Below are 12874 nucleotides of genomic sequence, written 5' to 3' on the forward strand. Positions count from 1 at the left end.
AGGTGAGAACTTGTTTGGCTTGTTCATGGCTCCATCTTCTCAAGAGTTGGAGCCTCCTCAAAACCCGGGGCGGTTCATCTTCCGGGCGGACCAGTTCAGTTGTAGCGTCCTTCGCAAGAGCGCACTCAACAGCACTACAAACCTATGCCCCAGCCTCCAAGACTTGCCCGCACTCATTCGTGGCGAAGCAAAGAAACGACGTGAAGTGGCCTAGCAGCTGCATAAGTTGAAAGTCACCCAACAGATTGTGGCATTGGCCCCCAACGAGAAACGGATGACAATGAAGTGCATCTATACGGGTACGGGGTTCTCCCAAGCGAGCGCGGAGCATGTCCTACAAAACCTCCTAAAAAAGATGTCAGGGACAATGCCTGGCAATATTCGGTGGCGGAGATGGGCAGCTACCTGCAGTAGCAGAATGTGCTGGGATGGATCGGACCCGTGCTTGAGTGGAGAAAGAAGGGGCCGTTCGCGCCAGCTCGGCCACTTGGCAGGCTACTGTGGCGCCAGCATTTGTCCCTGACACCTTCTGTCCAGACAAGTGCCGGCTAAACTGACACTGCGGGGGCCATCAGCGCTTGCCACGCATTGCTTTGCAAGAACACAGTCAAAGCCGACTCCATTCATCATCGAAGGAATGCCCATGACCGGCATAGTAGGAACCCTGGCTGACTGGCGAGAGGACGACCTGAAAAACTTGGCCACGCTGCTGGAGCTCAAAGGTCCTGTAAACGCCGAGTCAATAGCGTACGGTCTCAAGTGGCTTTTCCATTCCAAGGTTGGTGCCGAGACCGAAGCCGCCAAAAAGAACGTGTGGGCCAAGTTGCAAAAGGACTCTACCCGGGTCACTGCGGACTCCCTACGTGAAACGCCTCGGTTCGAGGAGTTACTTGACGGTGCCTGCCAACATCTAAAGGCGTTCGAGAAGGATGCATCGACGGCGGAGAAGGAAGTTTTTCTGTCTCAAGCGGTAATCGTCGAGGCACTGCAGGGAATGAAGCCGCGCGAACGCGCCAAATTCTTCGAGACCCTCGTGGACGTCGACATCATCGTTGGTGATGTAAAGCTCAAAGGGCAGAGCTTTTCCGGCCCCATGACTTCGGCAGCAATGATTGGAGCCGCTCAAGCCTCCGGGTTTGGCGTCTATCTCGCATCGACGACGGCTCTCGGATTTTTGACTCACGCCGTCGGCGTTACTCTGCCTTTCGCCTTCTATACCGGGCTATCCAGCAGCATCGCGTTCGTGATTGGGCCGGCCGGATGGCTATCTCTTGCAGCATGGGGTTCCTGGAAGCTCATGCAGCCCGAGTGGAAGAAGATCGTTAAAGGACTCGTTTACATCATCGCGAGAAACAGTCGGGGCGAAACTTTATGCTCGCAATCCGCTTCACGCCTTTGATCGTTGATTTCACGCTGATTTAAAGGGCCAGGTTCGTTAATGAACCTGGCCCTTGATATGGCGGAGAGAGTGGGATTCGAACCCACGGTAGGCTTACACCTACGGCAGTTTTCAAGACTGCTGCCTTAAACCACTCGGCCATCTCTCCATGAACTCGGTGTCCTGTCGAAGGCGCGCTTCGCGCGCCACTACGGCAGTTTTGTTCCGGGCATCCTGCCCTCCACCCCTTCGGGGCCAGCGGCTGCGCCGCTGTCCGCTTCGGCTTCCTGCCTCCGCGTCAAGACTGCTGCCTTAAACCACTCGGCCATCTCTCCAAACTTGTTTCGCTATTCATCATGCCTGGCGAATGAGCGACCTGCCCTTCGACTTCGCTGCGCTACGCTCAGGGTGAACGGCTGAGGGACGCACGCGAGGGGTGCAATCCTATCAGGAACCGCTTCGCGGGAGACTGCTGGAGCTCTTCCTCGACAGCGCCATCAAGCACCCCACCAGAATCGCCACCGGAATCAGCGCCCCCAGCAGCGGGAACAGCAGCACCGGTTCGCGAATGACCATCGGCACCAGTTGGGTGGCGCTGGCGAAGGCGATGATGCACAGGCGCAGGCGGCGGTTGTGGCGGGCGAACCAGAAGCTGCCGATGACCAGCAGCAGCGCGATGATCGACAGTGCCAGGTCGATCTTCGGCATCTGCCATACGCCATCGAAGCCGAGGCGCATGCCGAGGACCGAGAGCAGCACCAGCATCAGGAAGTAGCTGGTGTAGAACTCGACCTTGTCCCACTTGCCGGTCGATGCGACCACGGTGTTCACGCGATGCGATCCAGTCCGGCCATGTAAGGGCGCAACACTTCGGGCACGGTGATCGAGCCGTCGGCGTTCTGGTTGTTTTCCATCACGGCGATCAGGGTGCGGCCGATGGCGAGGCCGGAACCGTTCAAGGTGTGCACGAGTTCGGGTTTGCCGGTTTCCGCGTTGCGTACGCGGGCTTGCAGGCGGCGGGCCTGGAAGTCTTCGCAGTTGGAGCAGCTGGAGATTTCGCGGTAGGTCTGCTGGCTGGGCAGCCACACTTCGAGGTCGTAGGTCTTGACCGCGGTGAAGCCCATGTCGCCGCTGCACAACAGCATCTTGCGGTATGGCAGGCCGAGTTTCTGCAGCACGGTTTCGGCGTGGCCGACCATCTCTTCGAGCTGCGCGTGCGACTGGTCGGCGCGGGCGATGTGCACCATCTCGACTTTCTCGAACTGGTGCTGGCGGATCATGCCGCGGGTGTCGCGGCCATAGCTGCCGGCCTCGGCACGGAAGCACAGGGTGTGCGCGGTCATCCGCAGCGGCAGCGCGTCGGCGTCCTGGATGGTGTCGCGCACCAGGTTGGTCAGCGAGACTTCGGCGGTGGGGATCAGGTAGCGCCTGGTCTCGCCCACTTCGGTGGCGAACAGGTCTTCCTCGAACTTCGGCAGCTGGCCGGTGCCCTGCATGCTGTCGGCGTTGACGATGACCGGCACGTTGCATTCGAGGTAGCCGTGCTCGCCGGTGTGCAGGTCGAGCATGAACTGGCCGAGCGCGCGGTGCAGGTGGGCCAGCTGGCCGCGCAGCACGGTGAAGCGCGCGCCGGACAACTTGGCACCGGCGTCGCCGTCAAGCCAGCCATGGGCTTCGCCCAGCTCGACGTGGTCTTTTACCGCGAAGTCGAACGTGCGCGGCGTGCCCCAGCGGCTGGTTTCGACGTTGCCGTGTTCGTCCTTGCCGATCGGCACCGACTCGTGGGGGATGTTCGGGATGCCCAGCGCGATATCAGCGAGCTTGGCCTGCACCTCGGCGAGGGCCTGTTCGTTGACCTTGAGCTTGTCGCCGATGCCGGCGACTTCCGCCATCAGCGGCGCCACATCTTCGCCTTTCGCCTTGGCCTGGCCGATCGCCTTGGAGCGGGTGTTGCGCAGGTTCTGCAGTTCCTGGGTTTCCATCGCCAGCTGCTTGCGGCTGTTCTCCAGCGCCTCGACCGCGGTGACGTCCAGTGTGTAGCCACGGGTTTCGGCGAGGCGTGCAGCGGTTTCGGCGAGGCGCGAACGCAGCAGGGAGGGATCCAGCATGAGCGAAGTCCGGGTGAAGGCTTGAACCGGGAATTATCGCTGGGGGGTGGTGCTGGCTGCAATGCAGCGCGGGTTGGCGTGGGGGTTTTGCGCGGGCGCGGAGCTCAGGTTTTTGGCTTGGGGCCTCAAGCGTGCGTTGGGCGGCTGCTTGATTTCGTGGGGGCTTCACCCCTCCCCGGCCCTCCCCTGCTGCACGTCCCGCAAGGGGACTTCCTGCGGTCGCAGGGAGGGAGCAAAAACCGGCTCCGCGAAGCGGATACCGGGAGCTCAGCTGGCGAGTTTGCGTTCGCTGCGGCCGAGCCACCAGGCCATCGCGGCGCCGGCGAGCAGCCAGCCGACGAGTTGTTCGACCAGGGCGGCCAGGGTGAAGTCGAGCGGGAAGCGGTACCAGTTCCAGTACGGCAGCATCGTGCTCAGCCAGGCGAACACGGCGGCGGTGGCCGCCACGCCGATGCGCCGGCGGAAGCCCATTCCGGCCAGTCCGAGGATGCAGGCCAGCGCCAGGGCGGCGAGCGTGTCCGATGCCCATTGCCGTCCGATTTGCGGGCCCATCTGCATCATGTCGTCGCCTTGCGGCAGGTAGACCACCCACGCATACGGCGAGGTCGCAGCCTTGGCTGAGTAGGCCTTGATCACCGCCTCGTCGCCCATCTGCTTCGGGTCCAGCGACGGCAGGATGTAGACGCCGGGCTGGTTGCCCAGCCCTTCGTGCAGGCTGTTCAACACCACGTTCTCGTTGGCCGGCAACTGGATGCCGACGTTGCCCAGCCCCAGCGCCATGTGCGCCAGCACGCCCCACACGAAGATCACGATGCCGCCGATCAGACCCGCCACGAGTACGCGCATGGTTCACCCCTCCCCGGTTGACGGGCTGAATCTATGCCGGGCATCGTGGCAACGGCAAGGGAGCGTGCAGCAGCGGAATCAGCCGCCGCGGGCTTTTTCGCGGGCGGCGCGCAGGGCCAACAGTTTTTCGCGCAGTTGCAGTTCCAGGCCACGTTCGACCGGTTCGTAGAACACGCTGCCGACCAGCTCGTCGGGCAGGCATTGCTGGTCCAGTGCGATGCCGCCTTCGGCGTCGTGGTCGTACTGGTAGCCCTTGCCGTAACCCATGCCCTTCATCAGTTTCGTCGGCGCGTTGCGGAGGTGCATGGGCACTTCCAGCGTGCCACCCTGGCGCACCGCGTCGCGGGCCTTGTTGTAGGCCATGTAGGCCGCGTTGCTCTTGGGCGAGATGGCCAGCCAGATCGCCAGCTGGGCCAGGCCCAGCTCGCCCTCGGGGCTGCCCAGGCGCTCGTAGGTATCCCACGCGTCCAGCGCCATGCGCCAGGCGCGTGGTTCGGCCAGGCCCACGTCTTCGACCGCCATGCGGGTCATCCGGCGCGCGAGGTACAGCGGGTCGACGCCGCCATCGAGCATGCGGCACAGCCAGTACACGGCGGCGTCGGGGTCGGACGAGCGCACGGATTTGTGCAGCGCCGAGATCTGGTCGTAGAACTGCTCGCCCTGCTTGTCGAAGCGGCGGGTGCGGTCGGCCAGCACCTGGCTCAGCGTGGCTTCGTCGATGGTGCGCTCGTGGGCCAGCTCGGCGGCGATTTCCAGCAGGGTCAGCGCGCGGCGCACGTCGCCGTCGGCAGCCTGGGCGATCGACTCCAGCGAGGTGTCGGTCACCTGCAACTGCAGCTCGCCGAGGCCACGCTCGCTGTCGGCCAGCGCGCGTTTCAGCGCGGCGATGATGTCGGCGGTGGAGACCGGCTCCAGCACATGCACGCGGCAGCGCGACAGCAGCGCGGAGTTCAGTTCGAACGAAGGATTCTCGGTGGTGGCGCCGATGAAGATGATCACGCCGCGTTCGATGTGCGGCAGGAACGCATCCTGCTGGGTCTTGTTGAAGCGGTGCACCTCGTCCACGAACAGCACGGTGCGCCGGCCCTGGGCGAAGTTCACCTCGGCCTCGGCCAGCGCCTTGCGCACGTCCGGCAGGCCCGAGAGCACGGCCGAGATCGCGCGGAAATCCGCATCGGCGTAACGCGCCACCAGCAGAGCCAAGGTGGTCTTGCCGCAGCCGGGCGGCCCCCACAGCACCATCGAGTGGATCTTGCCGGCCTCCAGCGCGCGGCGCAGCGCCTTGTCCGGGCCGACCAGGCGCTGCTGGCCAACGATTTCGTCGATGCTGGTGGGGCGCATGCGCTCGGCCAGCGGCTTGAGCGCTTCGGGTTCGGCGAACAGGCCTGGGGAGACGGGGGAAGTCGGGCGTGGCATCGGGCCATGATAAGGCATCGTCCCGCCACCGACCGGGCTCCGGAAAGCTCGCAAAATACCGCTAGAATGGCGGCACCGTGCGGCCATGTCCGCACGGACAGGCCGGGGGGCGCGGGCGGGATGAAGTCGGGTACGGGGGGAATCGTTCAAGCGGATCATCTTGCGGGCGGGCGCGAGCAGCACATGCCTGCCATGCAGCCTGCTTGATCCGTGACGCGATCGGGCCGCCAACTGCGCTGCGCGACCCTGGTCGGGTTGCTGCTGTGCCTGTTGACGGCGTTCGCGCCGGTCCGGGCCAGCGGCACCGACCCCGACCCCTGGTCGCCGTTCGATGCGCCATGGTTCAGCACGCTGGACATCGCCGAAGGCATTCCGCACTCCACCACCACGGCCGTGGTGCAGGATCGCAGCGGGTTGATCTGGATCGGCACCATCGGCGGGCTGGTCCGCTACGACGGATACCGCATCGAGGTGCTGGGCACCCGCAACAACAACAGCCCCGGCCTGCCCGACAACTATGTGCGTTCGCTGTACGCGTTGCCCGATGGCGGCCTGCTGATCGGCACCAACGCGGGCGGCCTGGTCCGGTTCGACCCCAGCGACAACAGCTTCAAGGTGTATCCGGTCGGTCCGCAGGGGCTGTCCGATCACAAGGTCTACGCGATCAGCAGCGATCGCGCCGGTGGCGTCTGGGTCGCCACCGAGGGCGGGCTTGACCATCTCGACCTGGCCAGCGGCGCCATTCGCCGCATCGACACCGGCAAGGCGACGGCGGCGCGCAATTTCAGCGTGCTGCAGGATCGCGACGGCAACGTCTGGCTGGGCAACAACAACGGTTTGTTCGTGCGCCACCGCGGCAGCGCCGAGTTCGTTCGCGAAACGTCCGTCGACCAGGACGCCGGCACCGTGCTGGGCGACCAGATCTGGAGCATCCTGCAGGATCGCCCCGGGCGATTGTGGGTGGGCAGCGTGCAGGCCGGCGCAGCCTGGCGCGACGCCGATGGTCACTGGCACGGCGTGCCCGGATTCAGCGGCTACGCCAACGGTGCACGCCACCCCACCGTGCGCGACATGCTGGAGGTGGCTGACGACAAGGTGTGGATCGCCACCGACGGCAACGGCGTCATCGAATACACGCCCGGCCATCCCGCCACCCACGTGATCGCCCACGATCCAGCGGTGCATTCATCGCTGCCGGGCGACTCGGTGCGGTCGCTGCTGCTCGACCGTGCCGGCAACCTGTGGGTCGCCACCGACCTGGGGGTGGCACGTACGCACCGGGGCATCCACACCGCGTTCTCGCTGCTGCCCTCGCCGCTGGACCCGAACGCGCTGAGCACGTCCAATGTGCGCGCGATCTTCGTCGACAGTCGCGCCCGGATCTGGCTGGGACTGGGCGCGGGGCACATCGACATCATCGACCTGAAGGCCGGGCGCATGAAGCACCTGCTGCTGGCCGGCAGCCAGATCCAGCGCGGCGTGCACAGCATCACCGAGGCCGCCGACGGTTCGATCCTGGTCGGCACGCAAGGCTTGGCCAGGATTGATCCCGATACGCTGGCGATCGAGAACTCGATCGTGCCCGAGCTGCACGACAAGCCCGTGCTGGGCCTGAAACCCGATGGCGACCGCGTGGTGATCGGCACCTACGACGGCATCTATCGCTACGACCCGCGCACGCATGCGCTGGAACATCTCGGCCACCGTGCCGGCGATCCGGCCAGCCTGGCCAGCAACACGGTGCGCGAGATCGTGCGCGCGGGCAGCGAGTGGTGGTACGCCACCAGTCGCGGCATCAGCATCGCCCGCGGCAACAGCCTGCCCACCAGCTTCACCAATCTGCTGCATCGTCGCGGCGACCCCACCAGCCTGCCGCAGGACTACATCAGCTCGCTGATGGCCGCCGCGGACGGACGCGTCTGGGCCAGCACGCTGGGCGGGCTCAGCGTGCTGCACCAGCAGGACGACGGCACCTGGAGCGCGCGGACCATCGGCACCGGCGACGGCCTGTCCAGCGACAACGTCAACACCGTGCTGGCCGATGACGGCGGACAGATCTGGGCCAGCCTGTCGAACGGCGTGGCGCGGGTCGACAGCCAGACCCTGGCGGTGGCCAACCTCGGCGCCCGCGACGGCCTGCACATCGCCAGCTACGTCAGCATCGCCGCCGCCCGCGCACCCACCGGCGAACTGCTGTTCGGCGGCCAGGCCGGACTGACCGTGATCCGCCCGCACTGGCAGCCGCCGGCCAGCGCGCTGGCTCCGCTGGTGATCACCCGCGCCGAGGTCAACGGGGTGCTGGTGCCGTTCGGCAAGCTGCCCGGCGATGGCGGCAGCATCCGGCTCGACGGCGACACCCACAACCTGCGCCTGAACTTCGCCCTGCTCGACTACCAGGCCGCGATGGAGACGACGTACCGCTACCGCCTGGAAGGTTTCGACCAGAGCTGGACCGACATCCCCAAGGGCAGCGCGCCCAGCGCCAACTACACCAACCTGCCCCACGGCAGTTACCGGTTGCGCCTGGTGGCGACCACCCAGGGCCTGCAGCCGCGCACGGCCGAAACGCAACTGACGGTGCTGGTCAGCCCGTACTGGTACGAGACCACGCGCACCCGGATCGCCGCCGCCATCCTGCTGCTGGGGCTGATCGTGCTGCTGGTGCACCTGCGCACGCTCTACCTGCGGCACCAGGCGCGCCGGCTGCAGCGCGAGATCGACGAACATACGCAGGCCCTGCTGGCCGCCAATCGACGACTCGACGAACTGGCCAGCACCGACGGGCTGACCGGCGTCTTCAACCGCCGGCGCTTCCTGGAACTGGTGCGCACGCTCAGCGAGAAATCGCCCGATGGCGTCGCCTGCATGGCCCTGTTCGACCTGGATCGCTTCAAGCTGATCAACGACACGCACGGTCACCAGGCCGGCGACACGGTGATCTGCCAGGCGGTCGAGGTGATCACGCGGCATTGCCGGCACACCGACCTGATCGGACGCTACGGCGGCGAGGAATTCGTGCTGTGCCTGCCCGATACCCACCTGCAGCAGGCGCACGAGATCATCGAGCGCATCCGCGTCGAACTGGCCGGCATGATCCTGGTCCACGACGGCTCGCCGGTGATGGTGACGGCCAGCATCGGCATCGCCCAGCGGCAGCCGCATGAAGCCTTCGAATCGTGGTTGTCGCGCACCGACAAGGCGCTGTACCAGGCCAAGCGCAACGGCCGCAACTGCTGCGCCCTGGCCAGCTGAAAGCTGGCCAGGATCAGCGACCACCCGACTGAAAGCGGGCCAGGATCAGCGTCCGCCCAGTTGAAAACGGGCCTCGATCAGCCGACGCCGGCGCGCCGTTCCATGCTGATCCGGTACTGGCGGTAGATGCTGTAGCCCAGGCCGCACAGGCCGGTCAGCGCCGCCGGCACCAGCAAGGTGCGCTCCTGCATCAGCTTGAACAACAGCGCACCGGCCGCGCCGCCGAGGGTGAAGGCGGTGACCACCAGCACGCAGACGCGGATGCGCAAGGTATCGACCTGCAGGCCGCGCAGGCGTTGCCCGATGTAGATGCCCAGGTCGGTGAACATGCCCGACACGTGGGTGGTGCGGAACACCATGCCGCTATACGTGCTGGCCATGCCGTTCTGCAGGCCGATGGCGATCGATGCCAGGTAGATCCCCGCCGGATTGCCGCGGGTCATCAGGGGCACGGCGGCAAACAGCAGCAGCGACTCCAGCACCAGCGCCAGTCCGTAGCGCCGGCCGAGCTTGAGCGTGTGCTGCTGCACGATGATTCCGCTGAGCACCGCACCGAAAACGAAGGCCGCGACCGACAATCCCCAATGCACGATTTCGGGCCCATCGGCGGTGCCCAGCGACGCGCCCAGCAGGGTCGTCGATCCGGTCAGGTTGGTGATCGCCTGATGGCGGAAGCCGAGGTAGCCGGCCGCATTGACGATGCCGGCAATGAAGGCCAGCACGCCGCCGCCCACCCAGGCCCAACCCGGCAACTGGCGCAGGACGGGCATCGACGGATCAGTCTTTCAGCGGCTGGGTGGTGATCACCGGCAGGTCGCCGATCACGTCGGCGCCCTGCGGTGGCACGAAGTTGAAGGTGGCCGGCGGGATCGGTGCGTTGCGCTGCCAGTTGGAAAAGCGGATGTCGGTGGTGGAACCGAGCTGGTCGCGGAACGTCATGCGGGCCAGGCCATTGGCGTCGAAGCCGAGGTCGGCGTAGTCGAACTGCGGGTCCTTCGCGGTGGAGCTGAGCCGCAGCCAGACCAGGCCGTCATGCTCGCCCTGCTCGACGACCTTGAAGTCCCGGTCCATCTGCTTGAGGTCGGTCAGCACGGTGAGCGGGCTGTGCGATTCCTCGCTGCTCTGGATGCGCACCGTCACCTGCTCCAGCTCCGGGTCGTACAGCCACACCCGGCTGCCGTCGGCGACGATGGTCTGCTGGTACGGCTTGACGGTGTCCCAGCGGAACTGCCGCGGCGCCTGCAGGGCCAGCGTGCCGGAGCTGTTCTTGCTGGTGCTGCCGTTGATGTCGGTCAGGGTCTGGCTGAAATTGCCGGTCAGCGAATGCAGGCCGGTGGCAAAGGCATCCAGCCGCGCCCGCGCCGGGCCGGTGGCGGCCTGCGCCGCGGCACTCAGCAACAGCGCGGCAGCGGACAGGACGAGCATGAAGCGTTTCATCGGATTCCCCGAGAATGACGATGGAAGGAATTGTGGGCAGTGCTGGCTTAACCGAACCGTAGGAGCGCACAGGGTGCGCCGACTTCAGTTCTTCGGCGGTGGCGGCGCCAGCACTTCGCGGTTGCCATTGTGTTGGGGCGCACTGACCACGCCGTCCTGCTCCATCTGCTCGACCAGTCGCGCGGCCCGGTTGTAGCCGATGCGCAGATGCCGCTGCACGCCGGAGATCGAGGCGCGCCGCGTCTGGGTGACCACGGCCACCGCCTTGTCGTACAGCTGGGTGTCGGCATCGCCGCCTTCCTCGCCTTCCTGCGGCAGGCCGGAGTCGTTGATGAACTTGCCGTCGCTGGTGGCCTGCACTTCTTCCAGCACGCCCTCGATGTAGTTCGGCGCACCCTGCGAGCGCAACCAGTTGACCACGCCATGCACCTCGTGGTCGTCGACGAAGGCGCCGTGCACGCGCTCGGGCGTGGCGGTGCCCGGCGGCAGGTAGAGCATGTCGCCGTGGCCAAGCAGCGCTTCGGCGCCGGACTGATCAAGAATCGTGCGCGAGTCGATCTTGCTGGACACCTGGAACGCGATGCGAGTCGGGATGTTGGCCTTGATCAGGCCGGTGATCACGTCCACCGACGGACGCTGGGTGGCCAGGATCAGGTGCACGCCGGCGGCGCGCGCCTTCTGCGCCAGGCGGGCGATCAGCTCCTCCACCTTCTTGCCGACGATCATCATCATGTCGGCGAACTCGTCGATGATGATCACGATGTACGGCAGCGGCTCCAGCGGCTCGGCCGCCAGGTTCGGCATCTCCGGGTTGGGCCGGAACAAGGGGTCCAGCAGCGGCTGGCCGGCGTTCTCGGCGTCCTTCACCTTCTTGTTGAAACCGGCCAGGTTGCGCACGCCCACCGCGGCCATCAGCTTGTAGCGGCGTTCCATCTCGGCCACGCACCAGCGCAATGCGTTGGCCGCTTCCTTCATGTCGGTGACCACCGGCGCCAGCAGGTGCGGGATGCCCTCGTACACCGAGAGCTCCAGCATCTTCGGGTCGATCATAATCATCCGCACGTCCTTGGGGCTGGCCTTGTACAGCAGGCTCAGCACCATCGCGTTGACCGCCACCGACTTGCCGGAACCGGTGGTGCCGGCCACCAGCAGATGCGGCATCTTACCCAGGTCGACCACGATCGGTTTCCCGCCGATGTCCTTGCCCAGCGCCAGCGCCAGCGGTGATTTCAGCTGGTCGTACTTGTCCGAACGCAGGATCTCGGAGAGATAGACGATCTGCTTGTGCGTGTTGGGGATCTCCAGGCCGATCACGTTCTTGCCGGGGATCACGTCGACCACGCGCACGCTGACCACCGACAGCCCGCGGGCGATGTCCTTGTCCAGGCTCGACACCTGCGAGCCGCGGATGCCGGGCGCCGGCTCCATCTCGAAACGGGTGATCACCGGGCCGGGATAGGCGCCGACCACCTTTACGTCGATCCGGAAGTCCTTCAGCTTGAACTCGACCTGGCGCGAGAGCACCTCGAGGGTTTCCTCGGAATAACCGGGGCCCTGCGGCGGCGCTTCGTCCAGCAGCGACAGCGGCGGCAACTCGCCCGGCGTGGCGGCGCCGACGAACAGCGGGATCTGCGTTTCCAGCCGGGCTCGTTCGCTGCGCGTCACCGGCGCGGGAGGCGCCTCGATGCGCACCGGCTCGCGCTTGGCCTGGCGCACCGCGTCGGCCTTCTTCACCACTTCGCGTTCGGTGCGCGCCTGCCGCGCGGCCATCGCCTGCGGCGCCTCGCGCAACTTGCCGCGCAGCCAGCCGGCCAGCCTCAGCACGCCCTGCCCGGTCCAGTCCATCACGCGGAACCAGGACAGTCCGGTGGCCAGGGTCACGGCGATCAGGAACAACGCCAGCAACAGCAGCGGCGCGCCCTTGTCGCCGAACGCGCTGAGCAGCGCATCGCCGACCCACACGCCGATGATGCCGCCCACGCCCTGGGGCAGCACCGGTTCGTCATGGAAATTCAGATAGAGCAGCGCCGGCCCGGTGATGAAAAAGAACACGAAGCCGATCAGCCGCAGCGCCGGTTCCCACGGATGCACCACCCGTTCGTCGGCGCGCTGGCGCAGTACCTGCACGCCCAGCAACAGCAACAGCAGCGGGAAGCAGTAGGCCACCAGGCCGAAGATCCAGCGCAGCAGGTCGGCGATGTACGCGCCGACGGTGCCGCCGAAATTGTGCGCATGCTCCAGCTGGCCCGCATTGGTCCAGCTGGGGTCATGCGGGTTGTAGCTGAACAGGCATACCAGCAGGTATACCGCCAGCGGCAGCAGCAGCAGGGCGCCGGCTTCACGCAGCCGGCGCTTCAGCTCCTCGCTGAGGCCTTCCCTCGGTTTTTGCTTCACGTTTGCGCTTCGCGCCACCTTGGGTGCCCCCTTCCTGACTGCC

General features: G+C 66.0%; 9 protein-coding genes and 1 tRNA gene. 2 read left to right on the forward strand and 8 right to left on the reverse strand.

The window, feature by feature from the left end:
• The first annotated feature begins 643 nt into the window (after nt 1–643).
• Nucleotides 644–1399, forward strand: coding sequence for a hypothetical protein (locus AC3A56_RS00005; protein ID WP_487768917.1), 756 nt, complete (start codon nt 644–646; stop codon nt 1397–1399).
• Between the two features lie 58 nt (nt 1400–1457).
• On the opposite strand, the gene AC3A56_RS00010 is transcribed toward AC3A56_RS00005, so the two are convergent.
• The 5 genes from AC3A56_RS00010 to AC3A56_RS00030 form a co-directional block, all read right to left on the reverse strand.
• Nucleotides 1458–1547 (reverse strand) — tRNA-Ser (locus AC3A56_RS00010).
• A 278-nt stretch (nt 1548–1825) separates the two neighbouring features.
• Entirely contained in the window at nt 1826–2209 is a 384-nt protein-coding gene (locus AC3A56_RS00015) for an LrgA (RefSeq protein WP_487768918.1), read from the reverse strand.
• Entirely contained in the window at nt 2206–3486 is a 1281-nt protein-coding gene (serS, locus tag AC3A56_RS00020; protein WP_487768919.1) for a serine--tRNA ligase, read from the reverse strand. The genes AC3A56_RS00015 and serS overlap by 4 nt, the downstream gene beginning before the upstream one ends.
• A 267-nt stretch (nt 3487–3753) precedes the next feature.
• Nucleotides 3754–4332 (reverse strand): hypothetical protein, encoded by a 579-nt coding sequence (locus tag AC3A56_RS00025; protein WP_487768920.1) that lies wholly within the window; start codon nt 4330–4332, stop codon nt 3754–3756.
• Between the two features lie 78 nt (nt 4333–4410).
• Nucleotides 4411–5766, reverse strand: coding sequence for a replication-associated recombination protein A (locus AC3A56_RS00030; protein WP_487768921.1), 1356 nt, complete (start codon nt 5764–5766; stop codon nt 4411–4413).
• A gap of 192 nt (nt 5767–5958) precedes the next feature.
• Between AC3A56_RS00030 and AC3A56_RS00035 the strand changes: the two genes are divergently transcribed.
• Nucleotides 5959–9000, forward strand: a complete 3042-nt coding sequence (locus AC3A56_RS00035; RefSeq protein ID WP_487768922.1) for a diguanylate cyclase — start codon at nt 5959–5961, stop codon at nt 8998–9000.
• 77 nt (nt 9001–9077) lie between these two features.
• On the opposite strand, the gene AC3A56_RS00040 is transcribed toward AC3A56_RS00035, so the two are convergent.
• From AC3A56_RS00040 to AC3A56_RS00050, 3 genes are all read right to left on the reverse strand, one after another.
• A complete protein-coding gene (locus AC3A56_RS00040; RefSeq protein ID WP_056719047.1) occupies nt 9078–9770 on the reverse strand; it encodes a YoaK family protein in 693 nt (230 codons plus the stop codon).
• A gap of 7 nt (nt 9771–9777) precedes the next feature.
• On the reverse strand, nt 9778–10437 hold the full coding sequence (gene lolA, locus AC3A56_RS00045; RefSeq protein ID WP_056765212.1) for an outer membrane lipoprotein periplasmic chaperone LolA: 660 nt from the start codon (nt 10435–10437) through the stop codon (nt 9778–9780).
• An 84-nt stretch (nt 10438–10521) separates the two neighbouring features.
• Nucleotides 10522–12849: a DNA translocase FtsK gene (locus AC3A56_RS00050; RefSeq protein WP_056719042.1), complete on the reverse strand. Its 2328-nt coding sequence runs from the start codon at nt 12847–12849 to the stop codon at nt 10522–10524.
• Between the last annotated feature and the right edge of the window lie 25 nt (nt 12850–12874).

This window comes from Rhodanobacter sp. Soil_C_14, from assembly GCF_057657335.1.